Source organism: Microcoleus sp. F4-D5 (genome assembly GCF_036704885.1).
Taxonomy (GTDB): Bacteria; Cyanobacteriota; Cyanobacteriia; order Cyanobacteriales; family Microcoleaceae; genus Microcoleus.
Window position 1 is genome coordinate 23395 of sequence record NZ_JAUBSX010000040.1, and the last position, 22108, is coordinate 45502.

Annotated in this window: 16 protein-coding genes; 8 read left to right on the forward strand and 8 right to left on the reverse strand. The window is 45.6% G+C overall.

The genetic code is table 11. The features are described from left to right. Positions 1-37: 37 nt before the first annotated feature. From QUA80_RS19065 to QUA80_RS19075, 4 genes are all read left to right on the forward strand, one after another. Complete coding sequence (locus tag QUA80_RS19065; RefSeq protein ID WP_333426676.1) at positions 38-562, forward strand: hypothetical protein; 525 nt, start codon at positions 38-40, stop codon at positions 560-562. Positions 563-964: 402 nt separating this feature from the next. Beyond that, the gene (locus QUA80_RS19070; RefSeq protein ID WP_333426677.1) at positions 965-1852 is read left to right on the forward strand and encodes an ROK family protein; all 888 of its coding nucleotides are present in this window, start codon (positions 965-967) and stop codon (positions 1850-1852) included. A gap of 562 nt (positions 1853-2414) precedes the next feature. Next, entirely contained in the window at positions 2415-2630 is a 216-nt protein-coding gene (locus QUA80_RS33855; RefSeq protein ID WP_445302262.1) for a transposase, read from the forward strand. A gap of 302 nt (positions 2631-2932) precedes the next feature. Continuing rightward, positions 2933-3055: a hypothetical protein gene (locus QUA80_RS19075; RefSeq protein WP_333426678.1), complete on the forward strand. Its 123-nt coding sequence runs from the start codon at positions 2933-2935 to the stop codon at positions 3053-3055. Between the two features lie 286 nt (positions 3056-3341). On the opposite strand, the gene QUA80_RS19080 is transcribed toward QUA80_RS19075, so the two are convergent. The 3 genes from QUA80_RS19080 to QUA80_RS19090 all read right to left on the reverse strand — a co-directional run bounded on the left by QUA80_RS19080 (position 3342) and on the right by QUA80_RS19090 (position 7257). Continuing rightward, complete coding sequence (locus tag QUA80_RS19080; RefSeq protein WP_333426679.1) at positions 3342-3764, reverse strand: hypothetical protein; 423 nt, start codon at positions 3762-3764, stop codon at positions 3342-3344. 468 nt (positions 3765-4232) lie between these two features. Further along, a complete protein-coding gene (locus QUA80_RS19085; RefSeq protein ID WP_333426680.1) occupies positions 4233-5891 on the reverse strand; it encodes a CTP synthase in 1659 nt (552 codons plus the stop codon). Positions 5892-6321: 430 nt separating this feature from the next. Then, a complete protein-coding gene (locus QUA80_RS19090) occupies positions 6322-7257 on the reverse strand; it encodes an Rpn family recombination-promoting nuclease/putative transposase (protein WP_333426681.1) in 936 nt (311 codons plus the stop codon). Between the two features lie 300 nt (positions 7258-7557). On the opposite strand from QUA80_RS19090, the gene QUA80_RS19095 reads away from it, so the two are divergent. The 3 genes from QUA80_RS19095 to cutA all read left to right on the forward strand — a co-directional run bounded on the left by QUA80_RS19095 (position 7558) and on the right by cutA (position 11943). Beyond that, positions 7558-10104: a VIT domain-containing protein gene (locus QUA80_RS19095; protein ID WP_445302263.1), complete on the forward strand. Its 2547-nt coding sequence runs from the start codon at positions 7558-7560 to the stop codon at positions 10102-10104. A 253-nt stretch (positions 10105-10357) separates the two neighbouring features. Then, complete coding sequence (locus tag QUA80_RS19100) at positions 10358-11257, forward strand: pentapeptide repeat-containing protein (protein ID WP_333426683.1); 900 nt, start codon at positions 10358-10360, stop codon at positions 11255-11257. Between the two features lie 353 nt (positions 11258-11610). After that, positions 11611-11943: a divalent-cation tolerance protein CutA gene (gene cutA / locus QUA80_RS19105; RefSeq protein WP_333426684.1), complete on the forward strand. Its 333-nt coding sequence runs from the start codon at positions 11611-11613 to the stop codon at positions 11941-11943. Between the two features lie 55 nt (positions 11944-11998). Here the strand turns inward: cutA and QUA80_RS19110 are convergent, their stop codons facing one another. Both QUA80_RS19110 and QUA80_RS19115 read right to left on the reverse strand, forming a co-directional pair. Beyond that, positions 11999-12538 (reverse strand): DUF2231 domain-containing protein, encoded by a 540-nt coding sequence (locus tag QUA80_RS19110; RefSeq protein ID WP_333426685.1) that lies wholly within the window; start codon positions 12536-12538, stop codon positions 11999-12001. Positions 12539-12589: 51 nt separating this feature from the next. After that, entirely contained in the window at positions 12590-12874 is a 285-nt protein-coding gene (locus tag QUA80_RS19115; RefSeq protein ID WP_333426686.1) for a hypothetical protein, read from the reverse strand. A 217-nt stretch (positions 12875-13091) separates the two neighbouring features. Here QUA80_RS19115 and QUA80_RS19120 point away from each other — a divergent pair, with 217 nt between their 5' ends. Next, positions 13092-14282, forward strand: coding sequence for an NAD(P)/FAD-dependent oxidoreductase (locus QUA80_RS19120; RefSeq protein WP_445302264.1), 1191 nt, complete (start codon positions 13092-13094; stop codon positions 14280-14282). Positions 14283-14375: 93 nt separating this feature from the next. Here the strand turns inward: QUA80_RS19120 and QUA80_RS19125 are convergent, their stop codons facing one another. Genes QUA80_RS19125 through QUA80_RS19135 form a run of 3 tightly spaced genes read right to left on the reverse strand, consistent with a single transcriptional unit; the run spans position 14376 to position 22080 of the window. Beyond that, positions 14376-15494, reverse strand: a complete 1119-nt coding sequence (locus QUA80_RS19125; RefSeq protein ID WP_333426688.1) for an ATP-binding protein — start codon at positions 15492-15494, stop codon at positions 14376-14378. A gap of 4 nt (positions 15495-15498) precedes the next feature. Continuing rightward, on the reverse strand, positions 15499-19242 hold the full coding sequence (locus tag QUA80_RS19130; protein ID WP_333426689.1) for a PAS domain S-box protein: 3744 nt from the start codon (positions 19240-19242) through the stop codon (positions 15499-15501). A 51-nt stretch (positions 19243-19293) separates the two neighbouring features. After that, on the reverse strand, positions 19294-22080 hold the full coding sequence (locus tag QUA80_RS19135; protein ID WP_333426690.1) for an adenylate/guanylate cyclase domain-containing protein: 2787 nt from the start codon (positions 22078-22080) through the stop codon (positions 19294-19296). Positions 22081-22108: the final 28 nt, after the last annotated feature.

Sequence of the window (22108 nt, forward strand, 5' to 3'; positions counted from 1 at the left end):
TATAAAATAGATAATACCCACCCTCCCAACCTCACAAATGCTCAACAAAATTTGGCAATTCTTCAAACGACTATTTCAGCGCCTGTTCGGAACCCCAACCCCACCCACCCCGCCGCCAAATACCGCCATCCGCCCAACCTTAACTGACGCGGAATACGAGTCTAAATTCATGGAAATTCTGGAAGGGGTGAATGCCGGCTGGAGTCGAGGGGATGTAGCGGGATTCTTAATCGCAAAACGCCTTAAAGATGGTGAATTGGCGGCTTGGTTGCGACGGTTTGGGCAAAGATTGTTAGAGGGCGAACATGATGGCACCGCTGCTGCGGATGCGGTGGCATCGCTTCAGGAATTGGCGCAGCGGCTAGTTTTGTTAGGTAGAATTGGCAGCGGGGAATTGTCAGAGGTTGCGAGGCAAATTGGGCGGGAGATTTTGACACGGTTTCCGCTGCCGGAGGTTGAGGAGGAGGATGTAAAGGGGAGGGTGATTGAGGCGGTGTTTGTTGGGGATGGTTTGGGTTTTTCTGGGGAAGTGAACCGCAGAGACACAGAGGCTGCGGAGTAAGAATCGCAAGTTAATGTAGATGCTGAGGCATGGTGCGATCGGGGGAACGAGCAGTATAATTTAGGATTTCAAGAGGCGATCGTATCTTATTATCAGGCAATTGCTCTCAAACCAGACTACCGCGATGCTTTGCACAACAGAGAGGTAGCGCAACGCAAGTTAGGACAAATTGAATAGGCGAACTAGCTTGTATCCAGCATTTTGGCTAGGTATTGCGATCGGTATGATACTATTAAGAATTAAGCGCAGTTTCCGCCGCTAATTATTATACACTAAAATAGGAGTTGGAAGATTTAAATTCTCACTCCAAACTCAATTGGTAAGGTGGGCAATGCGAAGCCTACAATAGGTTTATACTATTAGGATTAATCCCAAATCTTTGCATCCAAAATCCCAAATAGAATGACACAAGTAATCGGCATTGACTTAGGCGGAACCGCAGTTAAACTGGGCAGATTCAGCGAAGACGGCATTTGCCATCAATCCTTAACTGTCCCAACCCCTCAACCGGCAACGCCAGAAGCCGTTTTAGCCGCGATGACCGATGCTATTTTACAACTGAATCCGGTCGAAAATGCTGTAAGTGCGATCGGCATCGGCACTCCAGGCCCCGCAGACGCCACAGGCCGCATAGCCAGAGTAGCAATTAACCTCAAAAACTGGCATAACGTCCCCCTCGCTGACTGGTTAGAAGCTAAAACCGGACTGCCGACCATATTAGCAAATGATGCCAACTGTGCCGGATTGGGAGAAGCTTGGTTGGGTGCAGGAAGGCACTTTAAAGACCTAATCTTACTAACTTTAGGTACAGGCGTCGGCGGTGCAGTTATCCTAGACGGCAAACTATTTACAGGTCATCAAGGCGCCGCCGGAGAACTAGGATTGATTGCTATAAATCCCGACGGCCCGGAATGCAACAGCGGCAATCGCGGTTCTTTAGAACAGTATGTTTCCGTGCAAGCAATTCGCCGGGAAACGGGTTTGGAACCTCTAGAATTAGCCGATTTAGCTAAGTCTGGAGATGCCAAAGCTTTAAAATTTTGGCAGAACTACGGGCGCTATCTGGGTATCGGTTTGGCAAGTATAATTTATATTTTAACGCCGGAAGCTATTATTATCGGCGGCGGAATTAGTGCAGGTGCAGAATTTTTCTTACCGCAGGTTCAAGCCGAAATTCAGCAACGTGTACTGCCGAGTTCTCGCGAAGATTTACAGTTATTGGTGGCTGAATTGGGCAATCAAGCAGGCATGGTAGGGGCAGCAAAATTAGCTTGGCAGCTTGTTCAATAGCTGGGGGGGTAACAACCAGGCTCAAACCCAGAGTTCGCAAGGATTGAGCTAATGTATGCTAAAAAAAGATAGGCAGCAAAATTGTTATACGCTTGCCTATCTAAAAAATAATGATACTAACATTCTACCGCATTCCTGAGAGAAAAAAAACTAACGTTAGCTCAGTTTAAGCGGATTGAAATATTTTTACCCGTGATACAATCCGAAAAACAAATCAGATTAGAACGGCTATCCCGCGTATTTCCCTCTCTAATTACAAGCGAAAATCGGCGACGTAAGTTACAAAATTTTTTGGATTTACCCAACTTAACTATTTCCTTAATTTGGTTCCCATTAATTACTTATTGGTTGACTACTTATTGTCGTGTTGGTCAAAGTTTATCAATCGCAATTGACCGCAGTCAATGGGGGTGCATTAATCTTTTTATAGTGACGCTAATCTGGGAAAAAAGAGGAATTCCATTATACTGGTCATTATTGCCAAAATTAGGAAACAGTAACTTGGAGTCACTCTCCTACAAATCTACAGCAAGTTTTACCATTACTTTCAGAATATAAAGTCATAGTTTTAGGAGACCGTGAATTTTGTTCTATTGATTTGGGAAACTGGCTTAAACAAAAGGGTGTGTCTTTTTGTTTGAGACTGAAAAAGAATCAGTGTATAGAAATGAAAGATTTAATTTGGCAACGGTTAGATGAATTAGGAGTAGTACCAGGAACCTATGAGTATTTTCAAGGTAAAAAAATGAGAAAAACACGGGCCTCCAACTGGATTTGATGTCGCTTGTAAATGGAAAAGAAACTATGGAAAAAATCAAGTTAAAGAAGCTTGGTTTATTCTCACAAATTTAGGTTGATTACCAGCAGCGATTCCCTACGGGATAGCTTCGCTTCACTATGCTTAGAAGCAGCGGATGGGCATTGAAGAAATGTTCCGAGACTGTAAAACAGGAGGCTACGATATAGAAGGAACTGGCCTCAAAGGAAACCGACTTATTAACATGATTCTCCTGATGACGCTTGCCTAAACTTGGGCAATATTTCAAGGAACTTAACTGAAGAAAAAGCAGGTACAGAAATATGTATCTCGTCGCAAAGAACCCAAGAAAAAATATCGCAGACGGAGTACATTTGGTGTTGGCGCAAGATGGAGAAAAGTGGGTTAATTATCTTGAACAATATGCTGTGGAGGTGCAACAGTAAACGCAAGTTAACTCCTTCTAAACGTCGCTTTTATCAACAAGGTCTGAGGGCTGCAACCCTGATTCGGTCTATATCCTAGACCTCTTTGTCACCCCCTCAGGTTCAATAGTTAAAATTTAAAAAAGCAACGCATTTTACTGCGCTTTTTTCATATTTAAAATTAGGGTGCAACCTAAGCACTTTAGCTCAAAAAAAAGAAAATGAATGTGAGGAGTCACTAAACATAGTCTCCCTTCATTGTTCATACTTCTAACTAATGACTAATGACTAATGACTAATGACTTTTTCAGGGCAGAGATTGCCCCGTCGTATTTTTAATGTATTCCTGAATTTCTTGATAAGTTTCCGGGTTGCTTTGGCGGAGGATAATAATATTAGTTGCGCTGTCAGGCAGCCAGAAACTTAGCCGACCGTTCTGTTCGCAAGCAAAAGAGCTAATTCGACTCATGTCAATCGTAAATTCTTTGCGGTCATAATTAATTTTAATCCACGAGCCTCTAGAATTGCGCTCGATGGTTTTTTTGAGGTAATCGAGAACTTGCTTGTAAGCCTCATAATTGCCTTGGGGATTGAGGATAATCGGCTGACTGCTATTAGGCAGCCAAAAGGTGATACGCTTGTTATCCAGTTCGCTAGAAAAAGCACTAATAGTGTCAAGATCAATTATGTATGTACTTTTCTCATAAGTAATTTTGCTCCAATAAGCCACAAAGCCTCCTCAAACTTGTGTTTCCTGGTATTTTAGGATAGTTTGACAACTCCTACCATTTTAGATTTTAGATTTTAGATTTTAGATTGGGTATGACAGATGACTATCTGGGTTGGGAACTTGCCTAAATTTGCATTCTTTTTAGAAACTGGTATCACTCTTGAAATCAAAACTAAAAATTCAAGTAAAAATATTAGCATTTTTACCTTCTGCCTTCTGCCTTTTGTCTTCTCCCTTGGGGTATTAGCCCCCCCAACCCCTATGCTAGGGCTGGGGTGTGAAGTTTTTCAATCTTTGAGAATGCGACCCGATATCATGTCCGGTAAGTGCGACCCCTATCAAATTATATTGGTCTGTTGGGCGGGTTTTGTAATGTCGATTGTCGCCCTGATTGGAATATTGTCTGCTCTAACCCGCCTCTACAGACATCTAATATATCAGAACTAATCGATCGGACATGATATCGGATCAGTTTCCTGCAAGTTTCCCGGCTACCAAGTCGCGACCCTCAGCTTCTAAAAAATCCTGCTTTCCCTGGATGCTAGCCGCCTGGATAAACCCCTGAAACAAGGGGTGGGGGGCGCTAGGTCGAGATTGGAATTCGGGGTGAAATTGACTGGCTATGAAAAAGGGATGGTTGGGCAATTCGATCATTTCTACCAATCGACCGTCAGGAGATGTCCCGCTGACTGCATAACCTGATTCCAAGAAAAGATTGCGGTAGGCGTTGTTAAATTCGTACCGGTGGCGGTGCCTCTCGTAAATCACTTCTTTCTGATAAAGTTTGAAAGCTAGGGTGTCTGGGTAGACGCGGCACGGATACAAACCCAGTCGCATTGTACCGCCCAAATCGACTACATCTTGCTGTTCTGGCAATAAATTAATTACCGGATTTGCTGTATCTGGGTTAAATTCAGCGCTGTTGGCATCCTCTAGTTGGGCGATGTGGCGGGCCCATTCAATCACAGCACACTGCATCCCCAAACACAATCCCAAAAAGGGTATTTTATGGTGTTTGGCATATTCGATCGCCGCTATTTTGCCGTCAACTCCCCGAACCCCAAAACCTCCCGGTACAAGAATGCCGTTGATATCTTTGAGATAATTATCGAGGTTTCCCGATTCTAAATCTTCTGAGTTAATCCAGTGCAAATTCAGGTCGCAGCCGATCGAGATTGCTGCGTGCCGCAAAGCTTCTACCACCGAAAGATAAGCATCGTTCAACCGCACGTATTTGCCCACCAAAGCAATATCAATCTTGTGGTTGGGACTGTAAAGCCGCTTGACTAAGGTTTGCCACTGAGTCAAATCCGGTTGCCGCGGTTCGAGTTGCAGCAAATTGATCGTTTGTTCGGCCAAACCTTCCTGTTCCATCATCAGCGGCACTTCGTAGATACTTTTAGCATCTTGAGCCGTGATGACGCATTCTTCGGGGACGTTGCAGAATTCCGACAATTTCTGTTTCATGCCCAAAGACAGCGGGCGATCGCACCGACAGACTAAAATATCTGGTTGAATGCCGATCGACCGCAGTTCCTTCACCGAATGCTGAGTCGGTTTAGTTTTCATCTCCCCAGCCGACGGAATCCAAGGTATCAGCGTGACGTGCATATACACAACATTTTGCCGCCCGACATCTTTGCGAAACTGGCGAATTGCCTCCAAAAACGGCAAAGATTCAATATCTCCCACCGTTCCGCCGATTTCTGTAATCACGACATCGGGATTGGTATTTTTTGCTACTCTGTCAATTCGCTCTTTAATCTCGTTAGTGATGTGAGGAATCACCTGCACCGTACTCCCCTGATACTCGCCGCGGCGTTCTTTGTTAATCACCGCTTGATAGATGGAACCCGTCGTGACGCTGTTGAGGCGAGACATGGAAGTATCGGTAAAACGCTCGTAGTGCCCCAAATCCAGGTCAGTTTCCGCACCGTCTTGCGTGACGAAGACTTCTCCGTGCTGAAACGGGCTCAGAGTGCCGGGGTCAACGTTAATATAGGGGTCTAGCTTCAAAATCGAGACAGAATAGTCCCGCGACTTTAATAGGCGGCCCAAGGAAGCAGCGACAATTCCCTTGCCGATGCTCGAAACCACGCCGCCAGTCACAAACACAAATTTGCTCATAGGATTTTCGACTTTAGATGTTTCTGTTTCTAGTTAAGGTAACACTCAACTCTAAGAGCTAAAATCAAAAATTGTCCAGCAGTGTTTGACCATTTATCAAAGACGGGCGGGGATACGACGAGCGGCCCGCGACCTCGATCGGGGGGTTTGCAGGGGTTTTGAGCTGGTGGGCCAATTTCAAAATGCTTGATTGTTCATCAGTGCGCTTGGGACTCGTACCAGTCAATCGATTTTAGATTTTAGATTTTAGATTTTAGGTTTTAGATTTGAAGCATTGACCCCACGGATAAATTCGGTGGGGAAGTTTCATCGGATACAGGTTTTTTATTCCTGGACGGATGAATCCGGGGGCTTGTATCCTGAATGCTTGATTGTCAAGGGCGATCGATCTTCGGAGAAAACCACATTCACCCTGGCTTTTTTCCCTTCCTCACAAATATGTCTGTAACCGGTCTGTCACATCTGACACACTGGCCAACTCTAAAACGGCCTCTCCTAAATTCTCTAATTGCTCAGCGGATAACTGACTGATGCGAGTTTGAATCTCCGACGACAACGGGCCGACACGGCGCTCCAACAGCCGCACAACTAACTCCAACTTTCCTTGTTTGATGCCTTGTTCGATGCCTTGTTCGATGCCTTGTTCTCTCCCGATTCTAGTAGCTTTGGTAATTGCACCGCGCTGGTCTTGAATAAAAATTTCTCGCCTTTCTAAATCTTCCAATTCATCAGGAGCGAGATTCGCTTCATTCGCAATTGCAAAAGCCTGTCGGAGTTCCGGCACATTTCCCAACTCTTCGGGAACTGACCGTAAAATTTGAGCAGTTTTCATAAAATATATCCACTTATCTGTCAGCGTTTCTAACTCCTGTAATGTCTTGTCAAATTTTGGCAACTCAACAAATACAAGCTCAAATTCATCAGCTAGATAGTCTGTTAAAAAAGTTTTTTCTTTGAAAATAAAGCGCGAAATCACTGTTTCCAGATGCTCAAACATTTGAAAATCTGTAATCGTCAGAGCAATTACAGGGTTTAACAAGCTGTAACTGCTTCCTGTGGTTAGCTGCATTGAATAAGCTTTAGTGGCATTGTATAAAATCCGCTTCTCGAATGACTCTACATTCAATACTTGCATTTCAATAATTACCGTTTTGTTACCATAAATCTTAGCTTTGACATCCAAGTAAGTATCTTTGACTCCTTTGATTTTGGGAGCTAAATAAGGGTCAATAATTTCTAAATCTTCGATGACTGGCTGTGCTTCGTAGAGCATGGCATTCAAGAAACTAATCAAAATGTCCTTACTCTCAGCAGACCCGAAGATTTTTTTAAAGGCAAAGTCGGTTTTGGGGTTAATAAAATTCATGGCTTTTTCAATTTATTAGAAGTTGAGAGGTTGAGGTTAAAGTTATTTAATTATTTAACTATCATACAATCTTCTAGGGTGGGGTTCGCGGACGATCGCCCCAACCGACATCACCCCAATACCGATGCAAGCCTGCAGCAGTCTAGACAAAAGTTCCAGCCCCCCATTAGCGCCTGTGGAGTCAATCTAAAATCAGCCCTACGCCCTTGGTGATTTTTGCCAAAAAGCTAACTCAGGAACGTTTCGGGAATGGTAAAGTCATGGTATGCAAAGCACCTCAAGTCTGCTAAAAAAACAGCTATGAAGTTTGTCTGCGTTCTATCCCCTCAACGGTTGCTTTGTACTGGTATGGCATTGCTCGCTGCAATCGAGTGTAGCGCGTGGCTCGCTCCCTATGCCGCGCGGGCAAAAACTCCTGGGGAAAATTATTCGTCTCTGCCGCCGAAAATCCTCGCTAGTAACGATGTTAATTGCAATGGCGGACGATCGTCCGAAACTCGCTGTCGAGTCGGCGGTTTGTTCGTCAAAACTCCCAATACGACCCCTGAACAAGTCTTTCCTCTCAAGCAGACAGAAGTTAAAGCCAAAATCGCTGGCAATATCTCCCGCGTCGAAGTTGTTCAGAAGTTTGAAAATCCTTTTCCCGAATCTATAGAAGCTGTTTATGTATTTCCTTTGCCCGACGAAGCGGCCGTGGACGATATGGAAATTCAAATAGGTTCACGAACTGTTAAAGCTGATATCAAACGCCGCGAGGAAGCTTTGGAAATTTACGAACAAGCCAGAAAGCAAGGCCGGACTGCGGGTTTGTTGGAACAAGAACGCGACAATATTTTTACTCAGTCTCTCGCTAATATCAAACCGGGAGAAAAAATTGAAGTTACGATTCGCTACACCGAAAGTCTCAAGTTTGCCGGCGGGGATTACGAATTTGTGTTTCCAATGGTGGTAGGGCCGCGCTATATTTCGGGAAATTCGACCCCCCCCAACCCCCCCTCAACAAGGGGGGGGCAGGGGGGGGTTAATGCCGATGCCGATCGCATTAACCCGCCTGTCTTGCCTCCAGGAAGGCGATCGGGTCACAATATTGCTGTTTCGGTAGAAATAGATGCCGGAGTTGCGATCGGGGATGTCCGATCTACTTCCCATCAAATTACCACTCACCGCAGCGGCAATATTGTGCAAGTCCAATTAGCCAATTCTGACACAATTCCCAATAAAGATTTAATTCTGCGCTATCGAGTCGCGGGCGAAAATACTCGGGCAACTATTTTGACTCAATCCGACAAGCGGGGCGGTCATTTTGCTACTTATTTAATTCCGGCATTAAACTACAAAACTAATGAAATTGTACCTAAAGATGTCGTGTTTCTAATGGATACTTCCGGTTCTCAGCAGGGCGAACCGCTAGCAAAATCTAAGGAGTTGATGCGCCGCTTCGTTGAAGGACTGAATCCCAACGATACTTTTACTATTATTGATTTTGCCAACACTGCGAAAGCGCTTTCAACAACTCCTTTAGCAAATACGCCAGCCAACCGACAAAGTGCTATTAATTATATCGAGAAGTTGCAAGCTAACGGCGGCAGTGAACTGCTTAACGGCCTTCAAACAGTGATGAATTTTCCGGCGGCGGCAACGGGAAGGCTGCGGAGTATTGTACTAATTACTGACGGTTACATTGGTAATGAAAATGAAGTGCTAGCGCGGGTTCAGGGGGGTCTGAAACCGGGAAATCGACTTTATAGTTTTGGTGTCGGCGGTTCGGTGAATCGGTTTTTGATTAACCGTTTGGCGGAAGTGGGAAGAGGCACGTCTCAAGTAATTCGTCAAGATGAACCGTCAGCAGAAGCGGCAGAAAAGTTTTTTCGAGAAATTAACAGTCCGGTATTGACTAATATTCAAATTAGTTGGGAAGGAATGGGGGAAAAACCGGAGATTTATCCGATCGCACCCCCAGACTTGTTTGCCAGTGGGCCGCTGGTTTTGTATGGAAAAAAGACCGATCGAGCTAACGGCGAACTTCGCATCCGCGGCACTCTTGCCGGCGGCAAAGCTTACGAGCAAGTTTTACCTGTTAATTTTGCTCGAACCGGCGGGCGGCAGCGGGAGTCAACATCAGTCGCAGCAACCCCTACGGATTTTGGCAATTCGGCGGTAGCTCAGCTTTGGGGTCGATCGCGCATTAAAGATTTAATGAATCAAATGTTTGGTGGGGAGACTAAATCTCTGGTGGAAGCTGTAACTAATACTGCTCTGACTTATCGGTTGCTGTCGGAATACACGGCTTTTGTGGCAGTGAGCGAAGAAGTGCGAGTCGAACCAGATGGAACTCGCCGCCGCGTGCAAGTGCCTGTGGAATTACCGCAGGGTGTCAGCTATGAAGGTATTTTTGAGTCCGAGGGGGCTGAGCCAACTAGAGGCGGCTCTCGTCGCAGCGTTACCTCGAATCGCAACTCGGCACCGGTGAGTCCAGCTCCTGTTATGCCGCCGCGGCCGGAAAGTTACGGTGAGTTGCAACCATCGCAGCCCAAGGCTTCTCGCCTCCAAGTAGTTAGCGCCGAAGGGTTGGATGCCGGGGCGATCGCCGCTTTGACTCAATACTTGCAATCTGTCAATCTCCCGGCGGGGGTTGGCGGTGAAATGGTGTGGGAGTTATCGGTACAAGACGGCCGTATTGCCCGAGCGGCGATCCTCTTCGAGGGCTTCGCTAACGACACTCAAACCTCGACGCTGCAAGCAACAGACGCCGTAGAGACTCTCAAGAAGGCCTTGAGTTCCTGGCAACCTCCGGCAGGATTCAAGGGCTCGCTGCGCCTGAAGTTGCGAATCACGGTCGATCGTTAAGCAATGACTATCTATGTCAAAAAACATTAACTTTTAATTCAAAAATACCGAAAGTGCGATCGGTACCGCGAGGAAGATATAAAATCTTTATTAAGAGATTGCCTTTAAACAGAAAGTAATGTTATGGGGATTTGTACCGTTTGAGGCAAATGCTGAAACAGTCTAATTTCTAAAACAGTTCCCTTTCTGAAACAAGCTTAACAGTAAAGATTTCTGGATCGACACCCCTCAATCATAGAAGGTATCACCCCCTATGGAAGTTAGCGAACTGCTCAACAATTACGAAAAAGGACAAAGAGACTTTAGCGGAGCCGACCTCAGCGGGGCAAACCTCAGCGGAGCAATCTTAATCGGAGTCAACTTTTCGCGAGCTAATCTTTCTGCGGCGAACCTCAGCAGAGCTTTTCTCACCAAAGCAACACTCAAAGGCGCACAGATGCAGAGAACAAATCTGACTTTTGCCAAAATGGGCGAAACCAAACTCTCATGTGCAGATTTGACAAAAGCTAATCTCAGCGGAGCTTTTTTGGTAAAAGCAAAATTGCCGAGAGTAAAGTTAAGCGGCGCAACTTTAACGGGCGCAAACCTGCGGGGTGCTGTGTTGTGGAATGCCAATTTGTGCAGCGCCGACTTGCAATTAGTTAACTTCCTGGGCGCGAATCTGACGGGAGCTAATTTTAAATGGGCAAACCTTTACGGTGCAAGGCTCAACAGTGCAAAACTTTTGGGAGCTCAATTAACCGGAGTGAGTTTGCGGCGAGCGCAGTTGACAGGGGTGAATCTCTGCGGTGCAGATTTGAGCGGCGTTAACGTGAGTGAAGCTAAACTGATGGGAGCTAATTTAGAAGGCTCGAATTTGGCGGGGGCAAATTTTAGCGCGGCTCAATTGCGGGGGGTGAAGTTGGCAGGTGCAAACTTAACCGGGGCTAAGTTGAAGGGAAGTTGTTTGAGAGAGGCAAATCTGAATTGGACGAAGCTGTGTCAAGCTGATTTGATGGCAGCAGATTTGAGCGAGGCGACGTTAATAGGAGCTAATTTAGATAATGCTTTGTTGGCGGGAGCTATTTTGCCGGAATCTACTAGGCGCTATTTTTCCTTAGCTGGAGCGGGCAAAGTCAATTCTTGGGAAGCTACCGAAATAAAAAATGGGTAATGGGGAAGGAAGAATCGGAAATTTTGGGCGATGAAATCGGGAGGATCTCATATTTGTAAAAACACTTCTTCTGGCTCCTTCCTTTTTCCTCTTTCCTCCTGCCTCCTGCCTCAAAACAGAGATTTCTACCTGGGCTGCTTTCATTGAGATGCTCCCGAGCAAATCTGGTAACTGCGGAATTATAGGCGAGTGCCAGCGTCCCGATCGCACTGCTTGAAAATCAATGGACGAACTCGCGCAAAAAAAACCTGGTTTTGTACCGAGATTTAGGGTTTAAACCAAGTATTTTGCTTGAAAAACCCGGTTTCTCGGCCTCGGTGCGTAAGTCCTACAATCTAAAAATTAAAATTGTTATGACTGTTAATTTTGGGGTGGTGCTGGTAACTGCAGCATCGGAGGCGGAGGCAGAGAATCTCGCTAAATCTCTAGTTGAACACAAGCTGGCTGCTTGTGTGAGTTTGTCACCCATTCGCTCTGTTTATAGTTGGCAAGGCGAGATTCATGCCGAGTCAGAGTGGCAGTTGGTGATTAAAACTGATTTGGCTAAATTTGAGGCTTTAAAAACAAAAGTTCAGGAACTCCATTCCTATGAAGTTCCCGAAATTATTGCTATTCCTATTATCGCTGGCAGCGATGCTTATCTGAATTGGCTGGGACAATCTTTAAGTTTGCAGTCAAGGCTTTAGTCCTAAATTATCCAATGAAGAGGAACTGAAGCCTTTACTAAAAACGGTCAGAAACCTAGGAATTATGACTGGTAGGGCCGATGACGCCGATTTTGTGGCGAAAACTTAGTTCGCCGCCGAACCAGCCTGTAACGCCCAGCAAGGTTGCCACGACGAGCGATATTGCTAAACCTGTAAAGACGATCGGCTCAGCCGGATTTCCTTGTCGCAACACCAGGTTAATCAGGGTAAGTACCATAGCCGCCACATTGCCGCCCATGTGCAACCAGCCAGCACTGCGCGAGCGCACTCTTTTAACTTTGAAAAAATCTAAAAAGCCCGTGATTGCGGCCAAAATCCCCGCAGCAAAACCGACACCGATCAGCCAAACCGAAGCTCTCGCCCAAAACGGATCGCTTGTCAGCCAATAACCGATGTCCGAACCGGCTGCTCCTACTAAAAAGGCTACCGGAAAGATGACGATGATGGGGTGGATGGGATGGCCTGCAACTGAAAGGGTACTCGTAATGCCGGCGTCGCGATACTCTGTGTCGTCACTTTCGAGAATCGGCGGAATATTGGGATAGGGCGTACTATTTCTTTGATTTGTTTCCATGATTTCTACCGATAACTTTTGTACAACAAACCCGTTTTTATTGGATTGAAATTAATCCCAAATCCGCTCGCCATTTTCGTCAACCCGGGCCTGCCTAATTGCGTCAGAAATTTCGTCGGCGTCTTTGACGTGGTGCAGGGCTTTCTTTTCCCCATCCGGTTCTTCTACGATCACATAAGTTGGAACTGTAACTGTATCTCCCGTGATGTCTGGCACGTGGTCTACCGCTAGTTGCTGGGCTTTTTCTTCGATGGTTTGCGGTTCGTCGGCAATGCGATCGCCCGGATTGGCACTGCGGTTAATATCTTTTTTCTCGCCCGGTTTGTCGATACTCATAAAACCTCTCTGGTGTTTCTAAATTTTTTGCTGATGCTGGCTGTAATTCCTACTATTGAACGAAAAATATCCCTGCGCCAACATCTCCCGAGGGGTGGAAGTTTCTGTTATGCCGATCGCAGGCAGCCTCTACCTACAGGAAGAGGCTTTTCTGCTGGTTCGGAAAAAACCTAAGCTAAAATCTAAGCATGATATTTTCCTTACCTTTGAGTTGCCCATGAAAAGTTACGATTGGATTGTTGTCGGCGGCGGCATTACGGGTGCGGCACTGAGTTACGAACTGGCAAAAAAAGGTTTTGCTGTGCTGCTTTTGGAACGAGATGCTACGAGGCAAAATGCTACTCGTTTTAGTTACGGCGGCTTGGCTTATTGGTCGGGAACTACTGATTTAACTCGGCAATTGTGTGGCGAAGGTATCGAACGCCACCGCAATTTATCGGCGGAATTAGATGCTGATACTGAGTTTCGGGAGTTGGATTTGTTGCTGACAATTGATGCGGGCAGTGATGCCGAAAAAGCGGCGGCTAATTACGCGCATTTTGCGATTCCTCCGCAGCTTTTGAGCGTTGCAGAAGCTGGCGAGTTGGAACCTTTGTTGAATAAAAGCGCGATCGCCGGAGCTCTGACTGTGCGTCACGGTCACATTTCGCCGACTTCCACAAATAAAGCTTACTGTCAAGGGTTTATGCGGTTGGGAGGAACTATAGAATTTGCTGAAGTAATTGGGTTGATCGAAGAGGGAAATCGGATTTCGGGAGTCCAGACGGCGCAGGGAATTTATTGTTGTGAAAATGCGGTTGTTTGTGCAGGAGGTTGGAGTCGGAGTTTCCTAAAAGCCGCTGGTGTTTCTGTGGGAGTTTATTTTACTCGCACGGAGATTTTAGAAACTGCACCTGTGGATTTGAAACTCAGGACTTTGGTGATGCCTGCGGTATTAAAACGTTTTGAATTGGAAGCTGAATCGAGTAGAATTGAGGTGGATTTTCTTTGGGATGAACCTGGTAAAGAGTTGCTGTCGCCGATTTTAGATTCGGGTGCAATTCAGTTTAATGATGGCAGTTTGCGGATCGGGCAATTGTCGCGCGCTTTGAGCGATTTGAATGCTAAAGTCGATCGCGAAACCAGCGAAACGGCAATTCGTGCAGGAATCAGCAAGGTTTTGCCTGCTTTGGCAGGTTTACCGGCAACTTGGCAAGAGTGTATTGTGGCATTTAGCGCTGATAATTTGCCCGTAGTGGGGCCGATTGCCGATCGCCCGGGATTGCACGTTTTTTCGGGTCTCAGCAATCCTTTGGCTATTGTACCTGCTTTGGCTGAGCGATTTGCCAATTGGGCGGGGGGAGAAGAAGATAGGGCGATCGAGCTTTTATCTCCCGATCGATTTATCGCAGAAGGAAGAAGGCTTTAGTTATCGTCGCGAGAGAAGCCAGAAGCTATCTTCCGCAATGGTTTGGGCCGTGAAAAACGTTTTATTCTCACCGCCGGCGCGCTGGTTATATGACTAATGACTCATTACTAAAAAAGGCAGCGCGACAATAAATGTAGTACCTTTACCTAGTTCACTTTCCACACTTATTGTACCGCCGTGCAGGTCAACTATGTGTTTGACAATGCAAAGTCCCAACCCCGATCCTTTAATCTTGCCGACATTAGCACCCCGTTCAAACTGCTGAAATAATTTCCCCTGATATTCCGCTGTCATGCCAATCCCTTCATCTCTAACGCAAAAAATTACTTGTTTACCCTCACAGCTTAATTCTAAACATATATTCCCACCATTAGGAGAATATTTGATAGCGTTTGAAAGCAAATTAGTTAGGAGGTGTTGCAGCAGTTTTGCATCCAGATTTGCTTGGATTTTTTCTGTTTGATTGCGGAAAGCTACTGAGTGTTTTTGAGTAGCGAGGGGTTGGATTTCTTCTAAAATAGATTTGCACAAATCAATCACATTTACCGGATTTAAGTTCAAGGAAAGTTTGCCGGATTCGGCTTTGCCGATCATTAAAATTTCCTCCAGCAATTCACTCATATTGCTGACGGCTTTTTTTATACGTTCGACATTTTTATTGGTCGTTCCTGGGGTTTTATGCAATTCGCTATCTTCCAACATTTCAGCCGATAGCTGTATGGTAGTTAGAGGAGTGTTTAAATCGTGGTATGCCATTGAAATAAATCGAGACCTGTTTTCGCTTTTGGCTGCTGCTATTGCAATTAGTTGTTGCATTTTAACGGCTTCTTGATGTTTGCTCAGCGCTATCTTGATGGTGGCGTGCAGTTCTCTTTGTTTAAACGGTTTGAGGAGGTAGCCGTAAGAGCCAGTATTTTCGGCTCGCTGCAAAGTTGCGTCATCGGCATAGGCAGTTGTATAGATAATTGGGATATCTAATTCTTGATTAATTATTACTGCTGTTTCTATGCCGTCAATGTCGCCTTTGATGACTATATCCATTAAGATTAAATCGGGTTCCAATTCGCCTGCGCGCTGGATGGCATCGGCTCCTGAAGAAACGATGTCTGCGATTTTATATCCCAACTTTTCTAATTTTTGGGCTAAACTTTTAGCAATTAATAGTTCGTCTTCAACAATCAAAATATAAATTGCTTTTTCTGCAAAATCCATAATTTTAGAACCTTTGAGAGTAGTTTAACTCGTTAAATTTTAGGTGAAAGGCTGTGCCAGTTTGGCTTGACAGTTCGATGCTTCCTTCTAACTGCTCAGTTAAAGTGCAGACAACTTGAAAGCCCATTGAGTTAGTTTTCCGAAAATCTAAGTTTTGAGGAAAGCCGATCCCGTTGTCCTTAACTAAGAGGTTGATTTCTCCATCGCCCGTTTGATAACATTCTACACTAACTGTACCGCTAGTGCCATCAGGAAAAGCGTGTTTGAGGGTATTTGAAACCAATTCATTGGCAATTAAACCGCAGGGACTAGCAGTTTCAATATTTAGGTAAATTGGTTCAGCTAATACCTGCAACTGAATGCGATTGTCACTAATATTGTAAGAGTGAAACAAGTTACTTACTAAATCTTCGAGATATTCGCCAAAATTGATTTGCGCCAGGTTAGTAGATCGGTACAGTTTCTCGTGAATCAGAGCCATAGAGTAAAGGCGATTCTGACTTTCTTCAAACATCTTGGCTATTTGCTGGTCGGCAACTGTGTTAGATTGCAATTCTAACAGACTGGCAACTACGCAGAGGTTGTTTTTGACGCGGTGGTGAATTTCTTTGAGCAAAATTTCTTTTTCTTTGAGGGAGTTTTTCAAATTTGCTTCTGCTTGTTTGCGATCGCTCAGTTCAGCTTGCAGTTGCTGGTAGAGTAGAGATTGCTGAATGGCGATCGCTAATTGATTCACCAACTGCTGAAATAAATTCATTTCCCATTCTTGCCACTGGCGAGGGCGATCGCATTGATGGGCAATCAGCAATCCCCAAAGCTGGCTGTGCTGAATAATCGGCACTACTAACTTTGCCCTAACTTCAATTTCTTTCATAAACTCCATCACACAAGGTGTAATGCTGGGAGAATCTAGTTCGGAAATTGCAGAAATTCGCCCTTGCAAATAAAGCTGATAACTTTCAGGCGGAAAAACTTCTTCGCCAAAAAATCTATCCACGAGTTGGCTGCATCCTTCTGCCACGGCTTCAGCAATGACTCGCCCGCCGCTTTTGGGTAAAATTTGATAAACCAAAACTCGATCGGCTAACAATACTTGCTGGAGTTCGGCAACCGTAGTATTGAGAATTTCTTCTAATTGCAAAGACTGGCGGACGCGACGGGCGATCGCCTCCACGAGCCGTTCTCGCTCAAACTGCTGTTGCAGCGCGATTTCGGCATATTTAGAATTGGTGATCTCGGCGGCGTAACCAATAATTTCGATCGGAATGCCCCTGCTGTCAACCAATAGTTTCAGTTCGGTTCGCAGCCAGCGGTAAAGTCCATCTCGGTGCAGAAAACGGTACTCGCAAATGCAATTTTTACCCTCGGACAAATTAGAAAAGTTTACTAAAAATAGTCGCCGGTCTTCAGGGTGAATTCGGCTCGACCAAAATTTAGAATCTGCTAACATTTCTTGGGGTTCGTAGCCAACGATTGCCTTAACGTTGTCGCTAATGTAAGTAGTACAAAAATCTCCTGTAGGTGCGGCAGTAAAAATTACCGCCGGATTAGAAGCCAGTAAAAATTGCAGGCGTTCTTTTAACTGCTGAAATTCCATTTCTGCCCGCTTGCGATAACTGATATCTTCGAGCGCCCCCATGCTGTAAAGAGGAATTCCCTCGCGGTCGCGGATCAGCGTCATCGTCAAGTTTGCCCAGATCAGCTCGCCATTCTTCTTAATTAAGCGTTTTTCGATCCCGAAGCGAGAAATATTGCCGCAGACCAACTCCTTGACTTGCTCGAGCTCTGCTTGTAAATCTTCTGGATGCGTGAGTTCAGTAAAAGTCATGGTCGCCAACTCCGAATCGCTGTAGCCCAACATCTGGCGGTGAGCTTCATTCACTTTGATAGTGCGGTAGTCGCGCACGCTTGTCAAACCGATCGCGATCGGAGCATCGTCAAATAAGTTGCGAAACTTTTCCTCGCTTTTTTGGAGTGCAGCTTCTGCCTGTTTGCGAGCGGTAATGTCTCGGGCGACCCACATCACCCGCTCAAACTCCAGCGGCGAAATAGTGGCATCAAACCAAAATAACTTGCAGCCAATTTCCATCATGTATTCAACTCTGTGGCTTTGGCCAGACTCCAATGTTTGGCGAATGTGACTCAGGGCAAAATTAGCTTCGGCTTCTGGAAAGATTTCGGCGAGGGTTTTGCCCAGCACTTCATTAGCCGGTTTGTACAGCAGTTCGGGAGCCGTGGGGGCTATTTTGAGGTAGCGGCCGGTTGCGTCGAAAACCAGCACGATATCCGTCATGGCATTAAACAGCGCCAGCAGTTCTGCTTCGGAGTTTTGGAGTTTTTCTTCGGTCAATTTGCGATCCGTAATGTCGGTATCAGTGCCAGTCAGGCGCAAAACCTTGCCGGAAGCCGATCGGATCGCGCTGCCGCGGGCAAGTATCCAGCAGGTGCTCCCGTCTTTGCACAGCATCCGGTGTTCTACTTGATAAATTTCTGTCACACCTTCTAGATAAGCCTTTACTGCTTCCTCGACTGCAACTCGATCGTCGGGATGAACGTGAGACACCCAATTTTCCATGCGGTTGGGAATCTCTGCATCCTGATAGCCCAACAAAGCTTTCAAAGACGGAGCAATGTAGATTTCGTCGGTTTCCAAATTCCAGTCCCAAACCCCCACTTTGCCAGCCGATACTGCCAGTTCGTACCATTGAGTCCGCTGCTGGACTCGTCGTTCTAACTCTGCATTGAGCTGCTGCAAAGCGATTTCTGCTTGTTTGCGCTCCGTGACATCGCGGCCTGCTGCTTGATACTCGACGATTTCTCCGCTCTGGTTGAATATAGCCCGATCGATCCACTGCTGAGTGCGAATTTCCCCGCTCGGCAAAATGACTCGGTGTTCGCACGTAAAAACAGGCTTTTCGGGAGACACAGAAGTATATTGCTCTTGAAAAAGTTTTCGGTCTGGTTCTGGGATCGCCGTCATGAAGCTGTTGCCGAGCAAGTCTTCTGGTTGCGCGCCGAAATAACGGCAGTAAGCTTGATTGACAAAAGTTATTTTACCGTCGGGGAGGTAGCGGCAAATCAGTTCGGTTTGGTCTTCCACAATTGCCCGGTAGCGCGCCTCGCTCTGCTGCAAAGCATTTTCGGCATTTTTGCGATCGCTGACTTGTTTGGCGATTTCTGACTGGTTTTCTAATATTTCACACTGTTTTTGCTGAAGTTTTACAACTTTTTGCTGCAACTTTTTGACTCGCCTGTAAATTTCTCGGCGTATTTTTTTTTCGCTGACTAAACCTACGGGCTGACCCCGTTCGTCCACAATTGGCAAGCAATCGATCGAGTGTTGACAAAATAGCTTAAATGCGGTAAAAACATTTGTAAATTCTGATTCTTTTAAGACAATTAAATTCCGCCTCATGGCGTCGGCGACTTTCATTGTTTGCCATTCGTTTTCGGCGGCGAAGTTTAGGACATCTTCCGGGCTTAGCAGTCCGACTAGCTGATTTTCATCGACAACTAAGACGCAACTAATCGAGGCTTTTACCCTTTCGTTTGAGTGCGGCGGTGAATTAGTCAGCGGACAAGGGTTTCTCCCCCCACGCATCAGGGCGATCGCATCCCCCAGGGAAGTAGAGGGCGCAACCGTCACAGGGTGGGGATCCACAACTTCGTCGGGCGATCGTAAATTTGCGGGCAAATTAGCAAATGGCATCAGTCTTGGCGAAAAAGTATTGCTAATTAACTTTAGCAACACTTTTTGTCCTCAGCCAGAGGACTGATGACTGATGAGTTATGACTGACATTATTTTTTCCTAACTAGAATATAAGTTTTCATTTTCCCTTTGCCTTTAACTTCAATAATTCCCCGTTCCTGAAACAAATATTTGTCTGCCAATAACTTATAAGTAGTTTCGCTGACTTGAATCCGCCAAGGCAAACCCTGAGATTCCATGCGGGAAGCAATATTTACCGTGTCGCCCCACAAATCGTAAATAAACTTCTTGATGCCAATTACTCCGGCAACAACCGGGCCGCTGTGAATGCCAATGCGTATGCTAAAATATTTATTATGGCTACCATTAAATCGGGCTATTTCTGCTTGCATATCTAGGGCCATTTGGGCGATATCCTCTGCGTGGTCTGCGCTGGGTTCCGGTAGTCCTCCTACTGCCATATATGCGTCGCCGATAGTCTTAATTTTTTCTAACCCGTGCCGTTGGCACAAAAGGTCGAATCCTGAGAAAATCTGATTGAGTATCTCCACGAGTTCGATCGGATTCATGACGGCAGACAAAGCAGTAAACCCTACAATGTCGGCGAATAAAACAGTCACTTCCGGAAAGTATTCCGCAATAGTAGTTTCGTTTTGTTTGAGGCGTTCTGCTATTGCCTGCGGCAAAATATTGAGCAGCAGCTTTTCGGATTTTTCTTGTTCTTCCCGCAAGGCATCTTCTGCTTGCTTCCGTTCCGTAATGTCGTGGTAACTCCAGACTCTGCCGATAATTTCATCTCCCAGCCGCTGCGGTTGCGAATAGCGTTCAAAAAATCTGCCGTCTTGAAATTCCAACAAGTCGTAACTTTCGGCTTCTGGCTGCTCGTAAAGCGATTCTATTCTTGCTTGAAATGCTTGAGGGTCTTTGAGTTGTTCCAGAAAAAAAGCGTTCATTGTGGCGTCATCTCGCAGTGCCATCACTTCGTTAGGTATGCGCCACATTTCCACAAATTCTCGATTGAAAGTGACTATTTTTCCGCTCCTGTCAATAGCTAAAATACCGTCCGCAGTAGAATCAAAAGTTGCTTGCAGCAGAGATACAGATTTTGCCAGGGCGTCTTCGGCCATCTTTCGAGCCGTAATGTCTCGCAAAATAGCGCGAATCGCTACTAGCGAACCTTCCGCAAATTTACAGCTTATGCTGCCTTCCAGCCAAATTTGTTCGCGATATTTAGTAATAAATATTGCTTGAATAGAGTCTGGATACAACGTCTTTTCATTTACGGTCTTTTTGGTAATAGCTTGAGAGAATATATCCAGAGACTCTTGGGAACTGTTGGGATGAATGATATCAAAAACAGTCATTTGAGCAATTTCGGCTTCGCTGTAGCCCAGAGTTTCCCGCCAAGCCCGATTAACATACAAAAAATGACCGTCTGCTCCAATACTTTGAATTAAGTCAGTAGCATTTTCAAATAAGTCTCGCAGTTGTTCTTCACTTTCCCGCAAAGCTATTTCCGCTTGCTTTCGCTTGATAAACTGACCGACTTGGCTACCGATTGTTGCCATTGTCTGAAGCAATTCTTCATCGAAAGACTGCACTTCCCGGCTAAAGAAAGTCATCACCCCCAAGACAGACCGAGCAGAATTTTCCGACTCGTAATCGCCCAAAATCGGGAAGCCAAAAGCTCCGTGCAGTCCTTCTTCGGCGGCGATTTCTCGGCGTAGAAACCTGTCGCTTTCTGTGACATCTGCAATCCACTGAGAGGAACCGCTGGCCCAAACGAGACCGGGCAATCCTTCGCCAAAGGCACAGGTCATTGTTTCAGCAAATTCGGCAAATTTGGGGATGGAAACTGAGCGTTTTTTCCAACTGGCGACGCACCGAAGCAAATTGGGGTCGGAAACAGCATTTATTCTGTTACTTCCTGACAGCAGTTTTTCCCCAGCTTCCGGCATCCAAAGTTCACCGGTATCCCATCCCAAACTGTCGCAAATTACGGGAATAATTGCTGCTAGAGCTTTTTTGATTGTTTCGGATGCCGACAGGATGCGAGTGGTGACGTACTGAGCTATTTTTCGCTTGCGGGCTCGCTGTCTGTCTGTAACATCGCGGCCGATGTACACGAAATCTTGGAGGGCGGCCCAAGAGCCAGAAATGCCTTTAATGTCAGCCGGAATCGCAGTACAGGAAAAGGCAACTGTTAGCTTTTCTCCGGTTTTTGCCGTGCAAATTACTTCGGCGTTAGTTTGCGATTGTTGAGGTCCCTCTTGGCTGACTGCTGGCAAAGAGGAACCCACAGCAGCAAGAGCATCTATTTGCTGGCCTACTAATTCCGATTCGCTGTAACCGAACAAATCTTGAGCCGCTTGATTGACTTTTTTAATTTTTCCCGTAGCCGTTGTTACCAACAAAACTTCTGCCATTGAAGTAATAATTTTTTCCACATAATTATTAGTAGCGGCTAAGGTTGTCAACAAAATATTCATTTCATTGGTAGCTTGGACTAGAGTTTGTTCCAAACCCATCCTATCGGTTACGTCTTCAAAAAATATAATTAATCTCTGATAATTATCGTCATTGCTGAACTCGACGATATACATATCAAAATAAAGCTGCAAGCCATTTTCTAATACCCGCGCGATTGCTTTTAATTCAAAATTGGGCAAACGTCTTTCAAAAATATCGATTAAAATTTCTTCAGTTCCCACCAATTCTGGAAAGGGAATGCGGACATCGTTGCCGGCGACTACTTCCTCGGGACTATCGGCAAACCGCTGCACTTTGAGAGAGATTTCTTGGATTAAAAAGTCTTTATCCAGTGCTAGGTACTCCAAGTGGTGGGGAACTAACAGTTTTTTTAATAAGGTTTTCATGTGAGATTGGTAGTAGTGAATGCGCCCT